The organism is Microbacterium album (genome assembly GCF_014643695.1).
In the GTDB taxonomy this organism is placed as follows: Bacteria; Actinomycetota; Actinomycetes; order Actinomycetales; family Microbacteriaceae; genus Microbacterium; species Microbacterium album.
On the sequence record NZ_BMJY01000007.1, the window covers coordinates 38,979 to 59,755 of the forward strand.

Consider the following 20,777-nt stretch of genomic DNA (forward strand, 5'->3'; position numbering starts at 1 on the left):
CAGCCAGACTCGACCGTTCACGTGACCACGACGGGGATCAGGCGTCGGCACCCCGCGACTCGGAGACGATGTTTCACGTGAAACGAACGGTGGCGACTCCTCAACCGACACCCCGGCTTCGCCGCGCTCCGCTCGCTCAGCCCGTTTCGACACCGCGGCTCCGCCGCTCCGCTCAACGAGCAGTAACAAGCCCATACCCATACCCACCCATTTCAACCCCCCTCAACCCGGTGCGAGCGAAGCGAGCGTGCGGGCGCGAGTGCGCCCGCCAACCAGGCGCGAAGCGCCGGCGCGCTGAAGCGAAGCGGAAGCGCCCCCCTCGCGGAGCGGCCCCTCGGGGCCCGACGCGTGGGAGAAAAAAGAACACACCCCAACCCCGACGCGCCGGAGGATTGCAGCCGGTTTCGGCTCCGCGGCTCTGCCGCTCCGCTCAACCCGTTTTGACTTCGGCCGCTCCGCGGCCTCCGCTCAACGAGCGGGAGAGAAACCACCCCACCGCAACCCACCCACCTCAACCCGGTGCGAGCGAAGCGAGCGTGCGGGCGCGAGTGCGCCCGCCAACCGGGCACGAAGCGCCGACGCGCCGAGCAAAGCGACACGCCTCCCTAACGGAGCGGTCCCACCCGGGGCGCGACGCAGGTGGGAAGAAGGGACGACCTACCCCAGGGTGCACGTTTCACGTGAAACACGGCAACCGCGGACACGCGCTGATCGGCCCGGGCATTGACGCCCGGTGCCACGTGGATTGCCCATCGCTGTTCGCCGTTCACTCGGAGGGTGGCCGAGGTCCTCACCTATGGTCCGACGCGCAAGAGGCACCCGGGCGCGGTCAGAGACATTGCCGGCCCGGCCAGGCAACGAGCGACTGGGTCGCCAAGCCAAGGCGGGCGGTCCACAACGCGTCAGCAAGAGGGAACGACGACACCAGGGGCTCGCCCACATCCAGCCAGCCCGGAAGCTCCACGTGAAACGCGCAACGCCGCGTGGCGGCGGCTACCGCACTCGAGGCTCTCCGGAGAACGCGCCCTCCCAAACGACACACGCAACCACCGCGTAAAAGGACGACCGACTCGTCGACTTGTTTCACGTGAAACATCGGCTACCGAGGTGGACCAAAGCGACCGCCTCAGGTCGCTGCCTGTCGATCGGAGTCGGGGCACAGCGCTGCACGAGCGGGAGGCGCTGGCGCGAAACCTGGATCGCGTTTCCCGTGAAACGCCACGGAAGTCGGCCGCATCGAGTGATCAAGGCGAGCCCTCCTTCCGACGCGCGGACCCCAAAAACACTAGCCGGAGGATGAAACCTCTGATCCGCTACGACTGGAGGGGCGCGTCGCTTCATCGCCTCTCTCAGTTCGCGCATTGCACGGGCCCACTACGCTGACAAACGAAGTGCCGGAAAGGCTTGGGTGGACTCCGCGCCAAGCCATACCATCAGGACATGCCCCGCCGCGCAACCCGCACCACCGGCACCCTACCTGCCGTACTCGCAATCACTGCCTTCGCGCTCTCGGGATGCGCGGCAACCCCCCTTGAGAGCACGCCAACCGTAGCAGCACCCGAGCCCGCCACGGAAACCCCCGCGTCCTCGGCCGCCTCGCGGGGCGTGGAACTGGAGAACCCGCCCGTGCTCGAGGCGTTCGCGTACGAGGACCTGCTCGCACAGGCAAGCGAATGCAGTACGCGGGACATATGCGACCTCGCGCCTTACGAAGAGCTGCAGGCCGAGTGGCAGCGTGTCACTGAGGATTGGCCGCTTCCAATCCCGGAGGTGTACCCGTTTCCAGACCGGCTTAAGGAGATCACAGGCGGAACGCTCTACACGGTCGGCTACGGCCTGGGCGAGGCAGACCGCTGGTGGACGTGCGCCGCAGAGACGGCAGCACTGACAGCACAGCGGGACGGCGATGCTGTGATGGCAGCCTACTGGCTTCAGGCGTTGCGTCTCTGGTGGGAAGGCGACGCGAAGGCGTACCTGTTCGTCAACCCCGAGAACTACGTCGCCGACGTACTCGAGCCGGCGCTCGACGGGCAATGGCACAAGCTCCAAGCTCAGTCGAACTGTGACGCCGTACTGGTGGGAGCCGGTACTTCATAGCGGTCGAGACCGTTCCGCGTGCGCTCGCCAACGGGGGATCAGCGGTCCCCTCCACGCGAGTTTCACGTGAAACAACGCGCACGAAGGCAGAGTGCCAGAGGGGATCAGGAGGCGCGCACAGTCGCGCGCACCACGCGCGTCTCCTCGGCAAGCACGCCTTCGCCCAGCACCTCGACGCGCACGTCCGACAGCTTGAACTTGCGAATCTGCTTCTGCGCCGAGTCGATCTCGTTCGGGGCGTTGTGACCCTTGAGCAGGATGAGTTCCCCGCCGTCGCGCACGAGCGGCGCCGTCCACGGGATCAGGGTGCGCAGCGCGCTGACCGCCCGTGCCGTCACGGCGTCGAGCATCCCCTCGTATCGGCCCGCCTCCTCGGCGCGGGCGCGCAGCACCTCGACGTTTTCGAGGCCGAGCGTCGCGACCTGTTCGTCCAGCCAGGCGACGCGCCGCTCCATCGGTTCGATGAGCACCCATCGCACATCGGGGCGGGCGATTGCGAGGACGAGGCCGGGCAATCCGGCGCCGGAGCCCACGTCGCCGACGAGTCCGCCGGCGGGAAACAGGGGAGCGGCGATGGCGCTGTTGAGGATGTGACGCGTCCACAGCCGGGGCAGTTCGAGCGGGCCGATGAGGCCGCGCTGCTCCCCGTGCTCGGCGAGGGCGCGTGTGAACGCCCTGGCGAGCGCGATGCGGTCGCCGAAAAGCGTCGCCGCTGCGGCCGGCTCGGCCTCGAGACCCTCCACCATCATCGCGCGTCTGCGTCCCCGAGTGACCGGCTCAGGCGCGGCGGATGACCGCGTGGCGCTCGGCACCCTCGCCGTACGACTCGGAGAGGAGGCCACGCTCCGCAACGATGTCGTGGACGATCTTGCGCTCGTAACTCGACATGGCCGGCAGCGACGCCTGCGATGCGCCCTCGTCGAGGCGTGCGACGGCCGCGTCGACCAGCTTCTCCAGCTGCCGCCGGCGCTCATCGCGCGAACCGCCGATGTCGAGGATCAGGCGGGAGAAGCGGCCCGTCTTCGCCTGCACCGCGAGCCGGGTCAGCTCCTGCAGCGCCTGCACGGTGTCCGGATCGGACAGCGCGCCGAGCGATCCGGAGTCGGACTCCACGCTCACGTAGGCGCGCCCCTGACGCACGTCGAGGGTCAGGTCACCGTCCACGTCGGCGATGTCGAGCAGGCCCTCGAGATAGTCGCCCGCGATGTCTCCCTCGGCCTCGAGATCGGCCGCGGAAGGTGCGTCGTCGCTGACAGGTGTCGTGGTCATATCCGTATCCCTCAGTTCAGAAAATCGCAGGTCCAGGGCGATTATTTAGATCCCGGAGCGCGTCCCGGCGACGAGCCGCCGTCGGGCTTGTTCCCCTGCTTCTTGGCACGCTGCTTGCCCATCGGCTGCTGCCGCTTCGGCTGCTGCGCCTTGCGCTTCTCGGCCTCCTCGAGCAGCCGTCGCTGCTCCTCCTCGTACTCCGCGATCGAGACGACCTTCCCCTTGGAGTTGATCGCCTTGCCGCGTCGCGCCAGGCGCTCCTCCCGGGCCTTCGCGGCCTCCGAGCCGGGCGTCGGCAGCTCCCGGATCACGACGAACTGCTGGCCCATCGTCCACAGGTTGTTGAAGAACCAGTACAGGACCACGCCGAGCGGGAAGAAGACGCCCGAGAAGACGAACGCGAACGGCAGGACGTACAGCATGATCTTCTGCATCTGGTACGCCTGGCCGGTCTTGGCCTCGGGCGAGAGGTTCTTCGAGATGATCTGCAGCTGCGTGTAGAACTGCGAGGCGATCATGAGGACCACGAGGATCGCCAGGATGACGATCGTCATCTCCCAGCCGTCGGGGCGGATGTTCCACGCGTCCATGAGCGTCTCGGAGAACGGCGCGACGTCGAACAGCTTCGCGTCGTTGAGCTGCTTCGTCAGTTCTGCGTCGAGCACCCCGACCCCGCCGCGGCCGGCCTGCGCGTGCTCCTTCACGGTGAACAGCGTGAAGTAGAGCGAGAAGAACACCGGCATCTGGATGAGGATCGGAAGACACCCGCTCAGCGGGCTCGTGCCGTGGTTCTTGTACAGCGCCATGGTCTCGCGACTCATGGCCTCGCGCGAGAGCTGGTCGCGCTTGCCGCGATACCGTTCCTGGATCTTCTTGATCTCCGGCGCGAGCTCCATCATGGCCCGCTGGCTCTTGATCTGCTTGACGAACAGCGGGATGAGTGCGGCGCGCACCACGACCACCACGCCTGCGATCGAGAGCATCCACGTGATGCCGCCCGCGGCCGGAAGCCCCACGGCTGTGAGCACCGCGTGCCATGCGACGAGGATGAGCTCGATGACCCATTTGATGGGCCACAGGATGGTCTGGAGGAAGTCCACGAAGGATCAGTCCTTTCGGAGGGGTACGACGAAGCCGTGGGGTGTGAGGTCGTATCGGAAGGACGGGTGGGGACGCACGTCGTCCTCACCTCCGGCTGCCCACGGGTGGCAACGCGCAATGCGCGCGCCCGCGAGAACCGATCCTTTCACGAGTCCGTGCTGCTGCACGGCGCCGAGGCCGTACGCCGAGCACGACGGGTAATAGCGGCACACGTCGCCGTACAGCCGCGAGATGGTCGCGCGATAAGCGTGGATCAGGGCGATGCCGGCATTGCGGGGGACGAGCGGGATCGCGCCCAGGATCTCGGACGCGCGCAAGCGCGCCGTCCCACGCGCGGACGCGGGCAGCACGCTCATTCGCTCTGCCCGGTCCGGACGGCGCGTTCCGTCTCGCTGCGCTCGCTCGCCGCACTCGACCTGCGGGCGAGACAGCGCGTCACTTCGGCACGCAGTTCCTGGAAGGACGCCGTCGCGGCGGAGGGCAGCACCCGGATGACGACATCGGCGCCCGTGCGTACATCCGGCAGGGCCTCCGCGCACACTGCTTTGAGCCGCCGCCGCACGGTGTTGCGGGTGACGGCATTGCCGACGCGCTTGCTGACGATGAAGCCGAACCGCGCGCGCCGGGGCTCGTCCGTCAGCACGACGTGCGTCACGGTGTGCGTCCCCGCGCACCGAGCTCCCCGCCGGACGACGAACCTGTAGTCGTCCCCGCGGGTCAGTCGTGTCGGCCTGGCGAGCACGGCCCCGGGACAGCGGTCGGTGTTACGCCGACAGCTCGACGCGGCCCTTGGCGCGGCGCGCGGCGATGATGGCGCGGCCGGCGCGGGTGCGCATGCGAGCGCGGAAGCCGTGCTTCTTGGCGCGGCGGCGGTTGTTGGGCTGGAAGGTGCGCTTGCTCATGGAATCACTCCGGAGAAGAGGTCACCCGGATCGATACGGCGGGAGACGTGGTGGGTGCCCGTGAGGGCATAAGTCAACCGATCTAGGTTACGTCCAGTCGCGGGATTCTCGCAAACCAGGACCGCGACCTGCCAGTATCTCCACAGGGCGGGGCCGGGGCCGGCAGGGACACGCGGCGGCCCGGGTCGGATCCGGTCGCGCGGATCTGCAAGAAGGGTTTGCCGTCCGGCCCTCGGGTGGCTAGCGTTGCACCAGTTATCCACAGGCCGGCGACCCCAGTGCGCGCCACGACATCCTCTCCCGCAAGGATGCCCTGTGGATCGTCCACGGCCTTGGAGGGGGACCATGTCGACGCAAGACGTTCCGTCGGACCACGGCATCCCGGACGTCCCGGTGTGGCGTGCGGTGCTCGCGGAGCTGCAGGGCGACCCGCGCGTGACGCCGCAGATGCAGGGCTTCCTGAGCCTCGCCGTGGCGCAGGGCGTCATGGGCGGGACGCTGTACCTGGACGTCCCGAACGATCTGACCGCCGCCCAGATCGGCAAGCGTCTGCGCGAACCCATCATGGAGGCGCTCGCGCGCATCGGCGGTGACGCGCACACCTTCCGCGTCACCGTGAGCCCCGAGCTCTCGGAGAACCAGTACGCGGCACCCCTGACCCCCGCGCCCGAGCCCCCGCAGCACCGCCCCGTAGGCGAGAACCCCACGGCGGACCCGCCGTCGTCGACGCCGAACCGCAGCGACACGCGCCTGAACCCGAAGTACACCTTCGACAACTTCGTCATCGGGCAGTCGAACCGTTTCGCGCACGCGGCGGCCGTCGCCGTCGCCGAGGCCCCCGCCAAGGCGTACAACCCGCTGTTCATCTACGGCGACTCCGGTCTGGGAAAGACCCACCTGCTCCACGCGATCGGCGATTACGCCCAGAGCCTGTACTCGGGGGTACGGGTCCGCTACGTCTCGAGCGAGGAGTTCACGAACGACTTCATCAACTCGATCGCGAACAACCGCGGAGCTGCGTTCAACGCGCGCTATCGGGACGTCGACATCCTGCTCATCGACGACATCCAGTTCCTGCAGGGGAAGGCCGAGACCCAGGAGGCCTTCTTCCACACCTTCAACACCCTGCACGACCACGACAAGCAGGTCGTGATCACGAGCGACGTCGCGCCCAAGCACCTCACGGGCTTCGAGGACCGCATGCGCAGTCGCTTCGAGTGGGGCCTGATCACCGACGTGCAGGCGCCCGACCTCGAGACCCGTATCGCGATCCTGCGCAAGAAGGCACAGTCCGAGCGTCTGTACATCCCCGACGACGTCGTCGAGTACATCGCCACGGTGGTCTCGACGAACATCCGCGAGCTCGAAGGCGCGCTCATCCGGGTCTCGGCGTTCGCGAGCCTGAACCGGTCGGACGTCGACATCCAGCTGGCGCAGAACGTGCTGCGCGACATCGTCGACCAGGCCGAGGACAACATCGTCTCGCCGACCGACATCATCACGGCCACTGCCGCGTACTTCAAGCTGACCGTCGACGACCTGTACGGCTCCAGCCGCTCGCAGGCGGTCGCCCAGGCCCGCCAGATCGCGATGTACCTGTGCCGCGAGCGCACGAGCCTGTCGCTGCCGAAGATCGGGCAGCTGTTCGGCGGACGCGACCACACGACGGTGATGTACGCATATAAGAAGATCAGCGACCTGATGAAGGAGCGCCGCTCGATCTACAACCAGGTCACCGAGATCACCACCCAGCTCGGGCGCCGCTGAGGACACCGCCGTGCGTCCACGTCTGGTCCTGCTCGACGATTACCAGGGCGTCGCGCTGGACATGGCGCCCTGGGGCGAACTCACCGGCTGGGACGTCCAAGCCCTGCGTGAGCATCACGACCACCCCGACGCGCTCGTCGCCCACCTCCGCGACGCCACCGCGATCGTCGCCATGCGGGAACGCACGCCGTTTCCGCGCAGCGTGCTCGAGCAGCTCCCGCTCCTCCGACTGCTCATCACGACCGGTCCCGGCAACGCCGCGATCGACATGACCGCCGCCACGGACCTCGGAATCGTCGTGTGCGGCACGCGCGGGTCCGCCGCGGCTGCCCCCGAACTGGCCTGGGCACTGCTGATGAGCGCCGCCCGGGACATCCCGCGGCAGGAGCGGTCCCTGCGAGAGGGGCGCTGGCAGACCGGTCTCGGCCGGGAGCTCGCGGGCCGCACGCTCGGAGTGGTCGGGCTCGGGCGGATCGGGACGAGGATCGCAGCCTATGCCCGCGCGTTCGACATGAGGGTCATCGCGTGGAGCGAGAACCTCACCGCCGAGCGGGCCGCTGCGGCGGGAGCCGAGCACGTGTCGAAGCGGGAGCTGTTCGAGCGCGCCGACATCGCGACGCTGCACCTGCGCCTCTCCGAGCGCACGCACCGCATCATCGGTTCGCCGGAGTTGCACGCGCTCGGTCCCGACGGACTCCTCGTGAACACCGCGCGCGGGGGACTGGTCGACACCGAGGCCCTGGTCGAGGCTCTCCACGCCGGCACGCTGGGCGGGGCCGCCCTCGACGTGTTCGACCACGAGCCGATCTCGGCGGACGACCCGCTGCTCACAGCCCCGCGCACCGTGCTGTCGCCGCACCTCGGTTATGCCACGCGCGAGCAGTACCGCCGGTACTACGCGGATGCGCTCGAGGCTGTGGGCGCGTGGGAGCGCGGAGCACCCGTCCGCGTCATCGCCGCGCCCTGAGTCTCGCTCTCCCTATTCCGGTCCGTGCACGTGACACGGGGCGTGACGTATGCCCTGATCCGTCCTTGACAGCGCTCGGAGACTGCCTCTATAAGACTTCTCCCCAGTGTGGACAACCTGTGGATAACTGGGGAGACACGCCTCCGCGCATGTGAACGACACGCTCGGGCGGTGTGGAATCCCGCCTCGGCCCTCCCGCGCCGAGGAGGATGTCGTCCCCGGGCCATCCGCAGCCGCTCCACATCTCACACGGATGTAGTTCCCTACGAGCGAGCGGGATCCACAGACTTATCCACATTATCCACAGGTGTTACTACCACTACAGATCTCTTCTCCTCCCCGGGACTGCGATGACCTCCTCGGCGTCGGGCGCCGAATCACAAGCCCGCGGCGCGGGCACTAGCATGGGAGGCCCACGGACGCGGATCCGTGGATGCCCGTGATCCCAGGGAGCGCTAAGTGAAGTTCCACGTGAACCGCGACGTCTTCAGCGAGGCCGTGTCGTTCGTCGTCAAGCTCCTACCGCAGCGCAACCCGCAGCCGATCCTGGCCGGTGTGCTGATCGAGGCGACGGAGGACGGCGCGCTCGCGCTGTCCGCGTTCGACTACGAGGCCTCGGCGCGGACGACGATCGAGGCCACGATCGACGAACCCGGCACGATCCTCGTGCACGGGCGTCTGCTGTCCGACATCGCCAGCCGGCTGCCCCAGGCGCCGATCCAGGTCGCCGTCGAGGAGGACGGCAACATCGCCCTCACGTGCGGCTCCGCGCGGTTCGCGCTCGCGTCGATGCCGGTCGAGGAATACCCGGCGATCCCCGAGGTCTCCGGCGAATCGGGTCTCGTCCCCGCGGACGACTTCGCCACCGCGATCGCTCAGGTCGCGTTCGCGGCGTCCCGCGACGACGTGACTCCGGTGCTCACGGGCGTTCAGCTCGAGGTCTCGGGACAGCAGCTGAGCCTCGTCGCGACCGACCGCTACCGGGTCGCGCTGCGCGACATCGACTGGGACGGCGGGCAGCAGGACGCGCACGCGCTGGTGCCGGCGCGCACGCTTCAGGAGGTCGGCAAGACCTTCTGGCACGGCGGCAACATCTCGATCGCTTTCTCCGGATCCGGCGACCGGGAGATCATCGCCTTCACGGCCGGCAACAAGACGGTCACGTCGCTGCTCATCAAGGGCAACTTCCCGCCGGTGCGGCGGCTGTTCCCCGAGCAGACCGACCACTACGCGGTCGTCAACACCGGCGACCTCATGGAGGCCGTGCGCCGCGTCGCGCTCGTGCTCGACCGGTCGGCGCCGCTGCGCTTCACCTTCACCACCTCGGCGGTGACCATGGACGCCTCGGGCGGCGACCAGGCGCGCGCCTCCGAATCGGTCGACGCGCACCTGCAGGGTGAGGACGTCACGCTGGGCCTCAATCCGCAGTACCTGCTGGAGTCGCTCGCGGCCGTGCGCAGCGAGTTCGTCCGCATCACGTTCACCTCGAGCGACAACGCGAACAAGCTCAGCCCGGTGCTGATCACGAGCCAGACGTCGGTCGACCAGGCCGGCAACGACTCCTTCAAGTACCTGCTGCAGCCGAATTTGCTTCTTCGGTAGTGTTCTCCTCCTTCTCCCACGCGTGGAGAACATGATCGTCGAGCACCTGAGCCTGAAGGACTTCCGCAACTACGCGGAGGCCGAGCTCGCCCTGTCTCCCGGGGCGAACGTGCTCGTGGGGCGCAACGGTCAGGGCAAGACGAACCTCGCCGAGGCGATCGCGTACCTCGCCACGTTGGGCTCGCACCGGGTCTCGGCCGACGCGCCGCTGGTGCGGGAGGGGTGCGATGCCGCGTTCGTGCGGGCGCGGCTCGCGCACGGCGAGCGCCGCGTGACGCTCGAGCTCCAGGTCAACAGGCAGGGGTCGAACCGGGCGCGCATCGGGGGCGCCCCCGTGCGGACGGCCGAGCTGCCCAGATACGCCCAGGTGGTGCTCTTCGCTCCGGAGGATCTGCAGATCGTGCGCGGCGATCCGTCGTCGCGTCGTCGTTTCGCGGATCAGCTGCTGGTGCAGCGGACCCCTCGTATGTCGGCGGTGCTCGCGGATTACGACCGCACGCTGCGCCAGCGCACGGCGCTGTTGAAGTCCGCACGGGCCCGGGGTCTGAAGGACGCGCAGCTGCCCACGCTCGACGTGTGGGACGACAAGCTCGTCGCGCTCGGCTCGGAGATCATCGACGCCCGGATCCGGCTCGCGCAGGATCTGGCGCGTCCGGTGGCCGACGCCTACGCGGCGATCGCGGGGGCGGATCACCGGCCGGAGCTCGAGTGGGCGCTGTCGGTGAGCGGTGCGGACCCCGAGGACGAGGACTCCGCACCCGGGGAGGCCGCGCCGACGGGGGCCACCGCCGAGCTGTTCCGTGCGGCGTTGCGCTCCCGCCGTGCCGCCGAGCTCGATCGGGGTCTGACGCTTGTCGGACCGCATCGCGACGACCTCATCCTGCGCGTGCGCGGACTCCCCGTGAAGGGCTATGCGTCGCACGGCGAGTCCTGGTCGGTCGCGCTCGCCCTGCGGCTCGCGTCGGCAGAGCTGCTGCGGGCCGAGTCGCCGGGCGGGGACCCCGTGCTCATCCTCGACGACGTCTTCGCGGAGCTGGACGCGGACCGACGTGCCCGCCTGGCGGGCGTCGTGTCGGGGTACGAGCAGGTGATCGTGACGGCAGCGGTCGCGGGCGACGTTCCCGATCCGCTTCGGGCGGGCGCGATCCGCATCGAGGCCGGCCGCGTCCTCGGCGCACTGTCGGAGCACCCGATCGACGCGCCGGCGCACGACGAGGCCGGCGCCGGACCCGCAGGGGGCGACGGATGAGCGACGCCGAGGTGCCCGAGACGATCGCCACCTATCTGCGGTTGCGGGGCCTGGAGCCCAGCCGCCGCGGTGCGTGGCGGAAGCGGCAGCGGCGCCGGAACGACGACGACGAGAACCAGCCGTTCACCCCGGGTCGCGACCCCGGATCGCTCGGCGACGCGATCGACGTGCTCACGAAGGCTCACGGCTGGGCCCCGCAGCTGGCGCGCGAGGACCTTGTGCGTCAATGGGAGGAGGTGGCGGGCGCGGACACCGCCCGTCATTCCAGCCCGGTGTCGCTCGTGGACGGCATGCTCACGATCCAGTGCGACTCGACCGCGTGGGCGAAGAACCTCACGTACATGCGCGCGCACATCCTCACCCAGATCGTCACGCGGTATCCGGAGGCCGGCGTCGAGTCCGTACGGTTCGTGGGGCCGGACGTCCCCACCTGGAAATGGGGTCGCAGATCGATTCCAGGGCGCGGCCCGCGCGATACCTACGGGTAGGACAGGTCCCGGGATACCCTCCCCACTTTTCTCGCGTCAGACGGCCTTTCACGGCCTGTGAGGGCCTCCCCCTTGCTAGGATCGAGGGGACCCGAGAACAGATGTGGAGCGCCTTCTCAGATGACGAGCGACAGCCCTCAGGACGCAGCGGACAACCCGCAGGATCGGGACCGGACCGGCGAGGGCGACACCCCTCCCGAGACTGCGGCTCCCCAGAACGGCGGGACGAAGAAGGTCGGCGGCGATTACGGTGCCGACGCGATCCAGGTCCTGGAGGGTCTCGAGGCGGTCCGCAAGCGGCCCGGCATGTACATCGGCTCGACCGGCCCGCGCGGTCTGCACCACCTCGTGTACGAGATCGTGGACAACTCGGTCGACGAGCATCTCGCCGGCCACTGCGACCGGATCGTCGTGACGCTGCTGGAGGACGGCGGCCTGCGCGTCGAGGACAACGGCCGCGGCATCCCCGTCGACCCGCACAAGACCGAGGGGAAGTCGACGCTCGAGGTCGTCCTCACGGTGCTGCACGCGGGCGGCAAGTTCGGTGGCGGAGGGTATGCGGTCTCCGGTGGTCTGCACGGCGTCGGGTCCTCGGTCGTGAACGCGCTCTCGACGCGCTTGGACGCGGTCGTGAAGCGGCAGGGCAACGTGTGGCGCCAGTCGTTCGAGAACGGTGGCGTCCCGCTCTCCCCCGTGCAGAAGGGAGAGGAGACCGACCAGACCGGCACCGTGATCACGTTCTGGCCGGATCCGGAGATCTTCACCGAGACGACCGACTTCGACTACGAGACCCTCCGCACGCGGTTCCAGCAGACGGCGTTCCTGAACAAGGGTCTGCGTATCGAGCTGTACGACGAGCGTCCCGACGCATCGCAGGAGGCCGAGCGCGAGGACGGCTCCACCGAGATGGTCAAGCGCAACGACGTCTTCTACTACGAGCGCGGCCTGGTGGACTACGTCGAGTACCTCAACAAGGTGCGCAAGGCCGAGCGCGTGAACGAGGACATCATCGTGCTCGAGCAGGAGCAGGCCGACGGCCGCATCGCGCTCGAGATGGCGCTGCAGTGGACGACCTCGTACAGCGAGAACGTGTTCACCTACGCGAACATGATCAACACCCACGAGGGCGGCACGCACGAAGAGGGCTTCCGCGCCGCGCTGACGACGCTCGTGAACCGGTACGCGCGCGCGAACAACATCCTCAAGGAGAAGGAAGACAATCTCACGGGCGACGACGTCCGCGAGGGCCTGACCGCCGTGCTGTCGGTCAAGCTCGCCGAGCCGCAGTTCGAGGGTCAGACCAAGACCAAGCTCGGCAACACCGAGGCGAAGGCGTTCGTCCAGAAGGTCGTCGGCGATCAGCTCGGCGACTGGTTCGAGCGCAACCCGCAGCAGGCCAAGAACATCATCCGCAAGGCGATCGACGCCGCGACCGCCCGGCTCGCGGCGCGCAAGGCGCGCGAGACCGCCCGCCGCAAGAGCGTGTTCGAGTCGGCCGCGATGCCCGACAAGCTCAAGGACTGCACGTCCAAGGATCCGTCGATCAGCGAGATCTTCCTGGTCGAGGGAGACTCGGCGGGAGGCTCCGCGGTCGGCGGACGCGATCCGCACACGCAGGCGATCCTCGCCCTGCGCGGCAAGATCCTCAACGTCGAGCGTGCGCGCATCGACAAGGCCCTCGGCAACAAAGAGGTCCAGGCGATGATCCAGGCCTTCGGCACCGGGATCGGTCCGGAGTTCGACATCGACAAGGCGCGCTACCACAAGATCGTGCTGATGACGGATGCCGACGTCGACGGCCAGCACATCACGACCCTGCTGCTGACGCTGCTGTTCCGGTACATGCGCGGTCTCGTCGAGGCCGGCTACGTGTACCTCGCCATGCCGCCGCTGTACCGGCTGAAGTGGTCGAACGCGGCGCACGAGTACGTCTACAGCGACCGGGAGCGGGACGCTCTCCTCAAGGAGGGCCTGGCGGCCGGCAAGCGCATCCCCAAGGACGCGGGCATCCAGCGCTACAAGGGCCTCGGCGAGATGAACGACTCCGAGCTGTGGGACACCACGATGAACCCCGAGACGCGCACGCTGCGCCAGGTCACGATCGACGACGCGGCGGCCGCGGACGAGATCTTCTCGGTGCTCATGGGCGAGGACGTCGAGTCCCGCCGCTCCTTCATCCAGCGCAACGCCAAGGACGTGAGGTTCTTGGACATCTAGTGGCGAGTCGAAGTGTCGCAAGCCGATCCCGAGAACAGAAGTGAACTGAGTCCCCACCATGACTGACGAAGAGCGCCCCGACCTCACGCCCGCGCACAACCACGGCCGCATCGACCAGGTCGACCTGCAGTCGGAGATGCAGCGCAGCTACCTCGACTACGCGATGAGCGTGATCATCGGGCGCGCGCTGCCCGACGTGCGCGACGGCCTGAAGCCCGTGCACCGCCGCGTGATCTACGGCATGTACGACGGCGGCTTCCGTCCCGACAAGTCGTTCTCGAAGTGCGCCCGCGTCGTGGGCGAGGTCATGGGTCAGTACCACCCGCACGGCGACTCGGCGATCTATGACGCGCTCGTGCGTCTCGTGCAGCCGTGGTCGATGCGGTACCCGCTCGCGCAGGGACAGGGGAACTTCGGCTCCCCCGGCAACCAGGGCGCCGCCGCGCCGCGGTACACCGAGACCAAGATGGCGCAGCTCGCGCTCGAGCTCGTGCGCGACATCGAGCAGGAGACCGTCGACTTCCAGGACAACTACGACGGGCAGACGCAGGAGCCGACCGTCCTGCCGGCGCGCTTCCCGAACCTGCTCGTCAACGGATCCGTCGGCATCGCGGTCGGCATGGCCACGAACATCCCGCCGCACAACCTGCGCGAGGTGGCCGACGGCGCCCTGTTCGCGCTCGCCAACCCGGATCTTCCCCGGGAGGAGCTGCTCGAGGGCCTGATGCAGCGCATCCCCGGTCCGGACTTCCCGACCGGCGCGCAGATCCTCGGCACCAAGGGCATCCACGAGGCGTACCGCACGGGTCGCGGCTCCATCACGATGCGCGCGGTCGTGGAGGTCGAGGAGATCCAGGGCCGTACGTGCCTGGTGATCACCGAGCTGCCGTACCAGGTCAACCCCGACAATCTCGCCGTGAAGATCGGCGAGCTCGCCCGTGAGGGCAAGGTCACCGGCATCGCCGACATCCGCGACGAGACGTCGGGCCGCACCGGGCAGCGGCTGGTCGTCGTGCTCAAGCGCGACGCGGTCGCGAAGGTCGTGCTGAACAACCTGTACAAGCACACGCAGCTGCAGGAGAACTTCGGCGCGAACATGCTCGCGATCGTCGACGGCGTGCCGCGCACGCTGCCGCTCGACGGGTTCATCCAGTATTGGATCGCCCATCAGCTCGAGGTGATCGTGCGCCGGACGAAGTACCGTCTGCGCGAGGCCGAGAAGCGCATGCACATCCTGCGCGGATACCTCGCGGCGCTGGACGCGCTCGACGAGGTCATCGCGCTGATCCGCCGGTCGCCCACGGTCGACGAGGCGCGCACCGGGCTGATGGAACTGCTCAGCATCGACGAGATCCAGGCCGATGCGATCCTGTCGATGCAGCTGCGCCGGCTCGCCGCCCTCGAGCGCCAGAAGATCGTCGACGAGGCCGCGGAGCTCGAGGCGAAGATCGAGGACTTCAAGGCGATCATCGCGGACGAGCTGCGGCAGCGCGCGATCGTGCGCGAGGAGCTGACCGAGATCGTCGAGCGCTTCGGTGACGAGCGCCGCACGCACATCCTGCACGGCTTCGACGGCGACGTGTCCATGGAGGACCTGATCGCCGAGGAGGACATGGTCGTCACGGTCACGCGCGAGGGCTACGTCAAGCGCACGCGCAGCGACAACTACCGGTCCCAGCGCCGTGGCGGGAAGGGCGTCCGCGGCGCGCAGCTGCGTGCCGACGACGTGGTGGAGCACTTCTTCGTCACGACGACGCACCACTGGCTGCTGTTCTTCACGACCAAGGGCCGGGTGTACCGGACGAAGACCTACGAGCTGCCGGAGGCCGGGCGCGACGCGAAGGGCATGCACGTCGCGAACCTGCTCGCCCTGCAGCCGGACGAGCAGATCGCCCAGATCATCGAGCTCAAGGACTACGCCGCCGCCGAGTACCTCGTGCTGGCGACGCGCAGCGGCCTCGTGAAGAAGACGCGTCTGGCGGAGTACGACACGAACCGCCAGGGCGGCATCATCGCGATCAAGCTGCGCGAGGACGACGAGCTCGTCAGTGCGCTGCTCGTGGACCCGACGGACGACATCCTCCTCATCAGCCGCGGCGGCATGTCGTTGCGCTTCTCGGCCACCGACGAGGCCCTGAGACCCATGGGCCGGTCGACGAGCGGCGTGAAGGGCATGTCCTTCCGCGCGGACGACTGCCTGCTGTCGGCGTCCGTCGTGCGAGACGAAGGCTTCGTGTTCGTGGTGACGGAGGGCGGGTACGCCAAGCGCACGCACGTGCAGGAGTACCGCGTGCAGGGGCGTGGCGGGCTCGGCATCAAGGTCGCGAAGCTGTCGGACGACCGGGGCGGTCTCGCGGGAGGACTCATCGTCTCCGAGGACGACGAGGTGCTCGTGGTTCTCGCCAAGGGCAAGGTGGTACGCTCGGCCGTTGCCGAGGTCCCCGCGAAGGGCCGCGACACCATGGGCGTGCTGTTCGCGCGTCCGGACAAGGACGACCGCATCCTCGCGATCGCACGCAACAGCGAGCGGGGCATCGTGGTCGAGGACGAGACCGACGGCCAGGCCGCGGCGGACTCCGCTCCCGAGATCCCCGGAGAAAGCACTGACGCATGAGCACGGTAGCCGACAAGCTCGCGAAGAAGTCCACGCACAAGACCAGCGCGAAGCAGGTCCGTCTGCGCCTGGTCTACATCGACTTCTGGTCGGCGGTGAAGCTGTCGTTCCTCGCGGCCGTCGCACTCGCCATCGTGACCGTGGTGTCCTTCTTCCTGATCTACATGGTCGTGCTCACGACGGGCCTGATCGCTCAGATGGATGAGTTCTTGCGCGGCTTCACCGACGGCAGCCTCAGCATCTCGACCTTCCTCGGTCTCCCGCAGGTGATGGCTTTCGCGACGATCCTCGCGATTCTCAACCTGATCATCGTGACCGTGCTGGGGGCCGTGGTCGCTGGCATCTACAACCTCGCCGTGAAGGTGACCGGCGGGCTGTTGGTCGGGTTCACGTCGAACTGAGCCGGCCGAGCCGACCTCGATCCGGCACCCGGGCGGATTCGCGAGACGGCGCCGGATCGGGTAAAGTCTTGGAGGTTGACGACGTGAGTCGGCCATCACGGGGCTATAGCTCAGGCGGTTAGAGCGCTTCACTGATAATGAAGAGGTCCCAGGTTCAAGTCCTGGTAGCCCCACCGTATCCTCGAGCCTCCGGCGGCTCTCTCGTCTTCGATCGAAGAGCGCCGCGCTGGACGCATCGTTCGTGCGCCGCGTCGGCCCCTCTTCGGCGACCGCGCGGGGGTTCGTGACTGCCTGCGGAAACGGGTCCGGGGCCCGCGCGGAACGCGCGGGCCCCGGATGGCCGGATCAGGACGCGGGAGTGGCCGCGTACTGAGCCGTCCGGATGGTGGTGATCTCCTCGTCGTCGACGTGGCCGACCGCCGTGACGGTGACCTCGCCCGCGCCGATCGACGCGGAACGGGAGTTGATCGACACGTTCGCCGCCTTGCCGGGCTGCACGGCCGTGAACGTCTTCGAGCCGAACTCGGTCTCGATGGTGATGTTCACCGGGACCTCGTCGTTGTTGACGGTGGAGACGTTGACGTACTGCATGCCGGCGAGCTTGCGCGTGCTCGCCGAGACCGACACGTCGAGCACGCGCGGCTCCTCACCCAGCGTGAAGGAGACCGTCTCCGTGACGCCGTTGACCGTGAGCATCGCCTCACCGGCACCGTCGCGCAGCGCCGTGAGGCGGTGCGTCACCGGGTCGATGGCGGCGACGGCGTCCTCGGGGGCGTCCGCGACGTCGCCGACGTGCACGCCGGTGCCGCCGAGCCACGTGTAGCTCATCGGCCAGGCGACGGCGACGCGACGGGTGCCGTCCTGACGGATGCTCGGGGCGAGGTCGACCGTGCTCCCGAGCTCCAGGTACGGCTCCGGCGTGGTGATCGAGACCTCGTCGACGCGGGTCATCGTCTCGGTCGTGAACCACTCCGGGTTGTCGTCGGCGATGTCCTTGCCGCCCTTACGCCAGTCGCCGGCCTCCGGTTCGATGCCGAGCATCATCCATCCGGTGAACGAGCCGAAGTCCGAGCGCGTCGGCGACTTGCCCGAGTTGCCGCTGAGGACATACGGGATGTTGTCCTCGGTCGCGGCGTGGAAGATGCCGACGTGCGAACCGACGAGCGCGATCGACTTGCCGGACGTCTCGCGGAACTTCTCGATCCAGTCCTGCTGCAGGGCCGCGTCACGACGGTCGCTCAGCTGGCTGAACTTCGACACGAGCGGGTCGTCGATCGGCATGTGCTGCAGGATGACGACGCCCGTGATCGCGTCGTTCGACGCGGCGTCGTCCAGCTGGTCACGCAGGAACGGCAGCTGGGCGAAGTCCGTGCTCAGGTCGCCCGTGGCCGTGTTCAGCGTGATGAAGCGCGTTCCCTTGATGTCGGTCGAGGTGAACGTGTCGCCGAAGGCGTCCTTGAAGTTCGAGATCGGACCGCCCATGATCTCGTGGTTGCCGGGGACGTACACCCACGGGAAGTCGGCGTCGCCGAGCTCCTCGTCGATGATCCGCTGGGCGAGCGCGAAGTCCTCGACCGCCGCCTCGTCGACCAGGTCGCCGTTGATGAACAGCGCGTCGGGCTGAGCGGCCATGACCTCGCGGAACGCCTCGCGCGCACCCTGCGCCTCACCGCTGTTGGGGTTGCGGGCCACGAACTGCGCGTCCGAAACCACCGCGATGCGGAGGGTCGAGTCGTCCGTCGCGCCCGCGCCGACGATGGTGTCGTCGGTCACGATCGGCGCGATGGGGAGCTCCACCTCGGGGGCGACCTCGGCGACCGGGTCGTCGAACCACATTTCGCCGCGGGCCTGGTTGGCTGCGCGGGTCTCGTAGGCACTGATCATCTGCAGTCGGATCGGGTAGGCCGTGCCGGCGGGGATCGCGTACGAGATCTGCTGCCAGTCGGTGCCCTGCGGCGCCGCCGAGTACGAGTACTGCCAGGTGCCGTTCGCGTCCGAGTAGCCGATGTAGGTCTCGGGGTTCGAGCCCTGCGTGGTCGTGCCCTTCACCCAGACCTTGATCGTGCGGGGCTGGCCGGGAACGGGGTAGCCGGGGTGACCCACGCCGGGACGCGAGTTGGCCGTGCGGTTGGCCGTCGACTGCGAGAAGTCGTACGTCATGTGCACCGCGGTGCCGCCGTCGTAGCCCTCGCCCGGGACGACGCTCGACGTGGCGCGCGAGCCCGTCGTGCGCCAGCCATCGGCGACCATGTTGTCCATGTTGTAGATGACCCGCTCCTCGATGCCGACCGTCACCGCGACCTGCACGGAAGCGTCGCCGACCGAGAACGTGAGGGTGACACCACCGGAGGCGACCGCCGGCCGCAGCTCGAAGGTGCCGTCGCCGGCGTCAGTGACCGCCAGCACGCCGGCGTCGTTCCCGGTGATCGTCACGTCGACCGGCTCGACCGGGGCCTGGAAGCCGTTGGCGTCGTGACCCGTCAGCGAGATCGTGGCGGAGTCCTCGGGGCCCGAGAGCGACAGGACCGAGGAGGAGGCGGTGAGGCGCTGCAGGTCGCCGAGGACGACGAGCTCGGTCTCAGCGCGCACGTCACCGGTGGCCGCCGCGACCGTGGTGGTGCCGCGCTGCTGGCCGACGACGTGGACGCGGGTCTCGTCGACGGGCGCGGTGGTGACGCGGCCCTCCGTGTTCGACCAGGCGAACGTGTGACCCTCGACACGCGTGAGGGTCTCGTCAACGCCCGTGCCGACGAGCGTGCGGTGCAGGCCCGGGAAGACCCGGCGCGCGTCCTTGTCCGCCGAGGCGGGAGCGATCACGATGTCGCGGAGCTCGCCGGAGCCCGGGCGGGCGAGGGTGAGGCCCATGCCGTTGCCGTCGCGCCGCTCGACTCCGTCGGCCGGCGTGTTCAGGATCGACGTGCCGAGGGCGCCGGGGAGGCGCGCGTTCATCTGCGTGGAGCCACCGCCGTCGGCGCTGATCGCGTCGTGCGCACCGAGGTCGCGCATGAGTGCGCTCATCTGGGTGAAGAGCATGCCCGAAGCGGTGTGGATCCGGCCGTCGACCGTCACGAAGAACGCCGTGCGGCGGTCCTCGCTGAAGCCGATCATCGTGCGTGGGTGACGCGTGGTGAAGTGGCTGCCGTTGCCGTTGTTGACGACCTGGCCGTCGCGGAGGAGGCGGTGCCAGGCGCCGCCGGCCTCCTGGATGCCCAGCGCATCGTCGCGGACCGAGTAGCTGACGGTCGCGGTGTCGCCCGGCTGCAGCTGCTGCAGGCGGTTCGCCGCCGCGCTGCCGTTGGCGGCCACGAGGATCTGGGTGCCCTCGGGGATCTCTCCCTCGCCGACCGTGGTGTTGACGGCCTGAACGACGCCGTCGGCGTCGATCCAGACCTCGATGCCGGCGGAGGCGCTCGACAGAGCGCGGGCGCGGCTGAACGTGCCCCACTGGGAGTTGTACAGCGCGACACCGTTGTTGGCCAGCGAGGTCACGTTGATGCCGGTGATGGCGACCGAGGTGTCGTCGGCGAAGACGACCGAGCCCTGGAGGACCAGGTCGACCAGGGCGCCGAGGCCGTCGTTCGTCATGCCGACGCTCGCGGCGGCATCCGGGTTGCCGGACTTGATGATCTCGCCGTTGCTGATACCCCAGCCTGCGGCGGCCCAGGAGTTGTTGATGTCGAAGCGGTCGAGGTTGACGCCCGCGACGGCCCGTGCCCTCTCCACCATCTCGGTCACCGTGGCACCCTCGCCGGACACCGTCTCCGGCGAGAGGTACTTCATCTTCACCGTCTCGTCGGACAGCTCTGCCTTCAGCACATTGACCTGCTGCCAGCCGTCTGCGTCCAGACGGTCGTACGACACGTGGATCAGCCCGGGAGCGATCTCCGTGCGCTGCACGTCGTTGACGACGGCAGCCCCGCCCGAGTCGATGTTCATGCCATCGACCGTGATCGGGGTTGCTGCCGCGTGGGCGGGGGTCGGGGGGAGCGCGATCAGACCGATCGCGAGCGCGAACACGGTAGCGGCGGGGACCGCTAACCGTGGCCGCAACACTGCTTCTCTGCGGGACATCGTCTACCTTTCACATGCGTTTCGTATCGACG

General features: G+C 68.5%; 16 protein-coding genes and 1 tRNA gene. 10 read left to right on the forward strand and 7 right to left on the reverse strand.

Annotated elements, in window-relative coordinates; genetic code table 11:
• Positions 1-1,605 precede the first annotated feature (1,605 nt).
• A complete protein-coding gene (locus tag IEX37_RS09490; protein ID WP_188756030.1) occupies positions 1,606-2,097 on the forward strand; it encodes a hypothetical protein in 492 nt (163 codons plus the stop codon).
• A gap of 104 nt (positions 2,098-2,201) precedes the next feature.
• On the opposite strand, the gene rsmG is transcribed toward IEX37_RS09490, so the two are convergent.
• From rsmG to rpmH, 6 genes are read right to left on the reverse strand one after another with little or no spacing between them, the layout of a single operon-like run.
• Positions 2,202-2,843 (reverse strand): 16S rRNA (guanine(527)-N(7))-methyltransferase RsmG, encoded by a 642-nt coding sequence (gene rsmG, locus IEX37_RS09495; protein WP_188756131.1) that lies wholly within the window; start codon positions 2,841-2,843, stop codon positions 2,202-2,204.
• Between the two features lie 31 nt (positions 2,844-2,874).
• On the reverse strand, positions 2,875-3,366 hold the full coding sequence (locus IEX37_RS09500; RefSeq protein ID WP_188756031.1) for a Jag family protein: 492 nt from the start codon (positions 3,364-3,366) through the stop codon (positions 2,875-2,877).
• A 41-nt stretch (positions 3,367-3,407) separates the two neighbouring features.
• Positions 3,408-4,466, reverse strand: coding sequence for a membrane protein insertase YidC (gene yidC / locus IEX37_RS09505; protein ID WP_188756032.1), 1,059 nt, complete (start codon positions 4,464-4,466; stop codon positions 3,408-3,410).
• Between the two features lie 6 nt (positions 4,467-4,472).
• Positions 4,473-4,823 (reverse strand): membrane protein insertion efficiency factor YidD, encoded by a 351-nt coding sequence (gene yidD / locus IEX37_RS09510; RefSeq protein ID WP_188756033.1) that lies wholly within the window; start codon positions 4,821-4,823, stop codon positions 4,473-4,475.
• Complete coding sequence (gene rnpA / locus IEX37_RS09515) at positions 4,820-5,209, reverse strand: ribonuclease P protein component (RefSeq protein WP_188756034.1); 390 nt, start codon at positions 5,207-5,209, stop codon at positions 4,820-4,822. Before rnpA ends, yidD begins: the two co-directional genes overlap by 4 nt.
• 22 nt (positions 5,210-5,231) lie before the next feature.
• Positions 5,232-5,369 (reverse strand): 50S ribosomal protein L34, encoded by a 138-nt coding sequence (rpmH, locus tag IEX37_RS09520; protein WP_188756035.1) that lies wholly within the window; start codon positions 5,367-5,369, stop codon positions 5,232-5,234.
• Between the two features lie 345 nt (positions 5,370-5,714).
• Between rpmH and dnaA the strand changes: the two genes are divergently transcribed.
• From dnaA to IEX37_RS09565, 9 genes are all read left to right on the forward strand, one after another.
• Positions 5,715-7,136: a chromosomal replication initiator protein DnaA gene (gene dnaA / locus IEX37_RS09525; RefSeq protein WP_188756036.1), complete on the forward strand. Its 1,422-nt coding sequence runs from the start codon at positions 5,715-5,717 to the stop codon at positions 7,134-7,136.
• Between the two features lie 10 nt (positions 7,137-7,146).
• Positions 7,147-8,103 (forward strand): D-2-hydroxyacid dehydrogenase family protein, encoded by a 957-nt coding sequence (locus tag IEX37_RS09530; RefSeq protein ID WP_229663188.1) that lies wholly within the window; start codon positions 7,147-7,149, stop codon positions 8,101-8,103.
• A gap of 459 nt (positions 8,104-8,562) precedes the next feature.
• On the forward strand, positions 8,563-9,705 hold the full coding sequence (gene dnaN / locus IEX37_RS09535) for a DNA polymerase III subunit beta (protein ID WP_188756037.1): 1,143 nt from the start codon (positions 8,563-8,565) through the stop codon (positions 9,703-9,705).
• A 31-nt stretch (positions 9,706-9,736) separates the two neighbouring features.
• Positions 9,737-10,954 carry a DNA replication/repair protein RecF gene (recF, locus tag IEX37_RS09540; RefSeq protein WP_188756133.1) on the forward strand — a complete coding sequence of 406 codons (1,218 nt, stop codon included), beginning with the start codon at positions 9,737-9,739 and terminating at the stop codon, positions 10,952-10,954.
• Positions 10,951-11,442 (forward strand): DciA family protein, encoded by a 492-nt coding sequence (locus IEX37_RS09545; protein ID WP_188756038.1) that lies wholly within the window; start codon positions 10,951-10,953, stop codon positions 11,440-11,442. The genes recF and IEX37_RS09545 overlap by 4 nt, the downstream gene beginning before the upstream one ends.
• Positions 11,443-11,562: 120 nt before the next feature.
• Positions 11,563-13,659 carry a DNA topoisomerase (ATP-hydrolyzing) subunit B gene (gene gyrB, locus IEX37_RS09550; protein ID WP_188756039.1) on the forward strand — a complete coding sequence of 699 codons (2,097 nt, stop codon included), beginning with the start codon at positions 11,563-11,565 and terminating at the stop codon, positions 13,657-13,659.
• 58 nt (positions 13,660-13,717) lie between these two features.
• Entirely contained in the window at positions 13,718-16,273 is a 2,556-nt protein-coding gene (gene gyrA, locus IEX37_RS09555) for a DNA gyrase subunit A (RefSeq protein WP_188756040.1), read from the forward strand.
• Positions 16,270-16,674: a DUF3566 domain-containing protein gene (locus IEX37_RS09560; protein ID WP_188756041.1), complete on the forward strand. Its 405-nt coding sequence runs from the start codon at positions 16,270-16,272 to the stop codon at positions 16,672-16,674. Before gyrA ends, IEX37_RS09560 begins: the two co-directional genes overlap by 4 nt.
• A 99-nt stretch (positions 16,675-16,773) precedes the next feature.
• Positions 16,774-16,847: transfer RNA gene (locus IEX37_RS09565), tRNA-Ile, on the forward strand.
• Between the two features lie 172 nt (positions 16,848-17,019).
• Here the strand turns inward: IEX37_RS09565 and IEX37_RS09570 are convergent.
• Positions 17,020-20,610 carry a phosphodiester glycosidase family protein gene (locus tag IEX37_RS09570; RefSeq protein ID WP_188756042.1) on the reverse strand — a complete coding sequence of 1,197 codons (3,591 nt, stop codon included), beginning with the start codon at positions 20,608-20,610 and terminating at the stop codon, positions 17,020-17,022.
• Positions 20,611-20,777: the final 167 nt, after the last annotated feature.

What these genes read in the sequence shown, in the direction of transcription:
- rsmG (WP_188756131.1), bottom strand. Translation starts at nt 2,843, where the DNA reads ATGGTGGAGGGTCTCGAGGCCGAGCCGGCCGCAGCGGCGACGCTTTTC.
- IEX37_RS09500 (WP_188756031.1), bottom strand. Translation starts at nt 3,366, where the DNA reads ATGACCACGACACCTGTCAGCGACGACGCACCTTCCGCGGCCGATCTC.
- yidD (WP_188756033.1), bottom strand. Translation starts at nt 4,823, where the DNA reads ATGAGCGTGCTGCCCGCGTCCGCGCGTGGGACGGCGCGCTTGCGCGCG.
- rpmH (WP_188756035.1), bottom strand. Translation starts at nt 5,369, where the DNA reads ATGAGCAAGCGCACCTTCCAGCCCAACAACCGCCGCCGCGCCAAGAAG.
- dnaA (WP_188756036.1), top strand. Translation starts at nt 5,715, where the DNA reads ATGTCGACGCAAGACGTTCCGTCGGACCACGGCATCCCGGACGTCCCG.
- recF (WP_188756133.1), top strand. Translation starts at nt 9,737, where the DNA reads ATGATCGTCGAGCACCTGAGCCTGAAGGACTTCCGCAACTACGCGGAG.
- IEX37_RS09545 (WP_188756038.1), top strand. Translation starts at nt 10,951, where the DNA reads ATGAGCGACGCCGAGGTGCCCGAGACGATCGCCACCTATCTGCGGTTG.
- gyrB (WP_188756039.1), top strand. Translation starts at nt 11,563, where the DNA reads ATGACGAGCGACAGCCCTCAGGACGCAGCGGACAACCCGCAGGATCGG.
- gyrA (WP_188756040.1), top strand. Translation starts at nt 13,718, where the DNA reads ATGACTGACGAAGAGCGCCCCGACCTCACGCCCGCGCACAACCACGGC.
- IEX37_RS09560 (WP_188756041.1), top strand. Translation starts at nt 16,270, where the DNA reads ATGAGCACGGTAGCCGACAAGCTCGCGAAGAAGTCCACGCACAAGACC.
- IEX37_RS09570 (WP_188756042.1), bottom strand. Translation starts at nt 20,610, where the DNA reads ATGAACATCGACTCGGGCGGGGCTGCCGTCGTCAACGACGTGCAGCGC.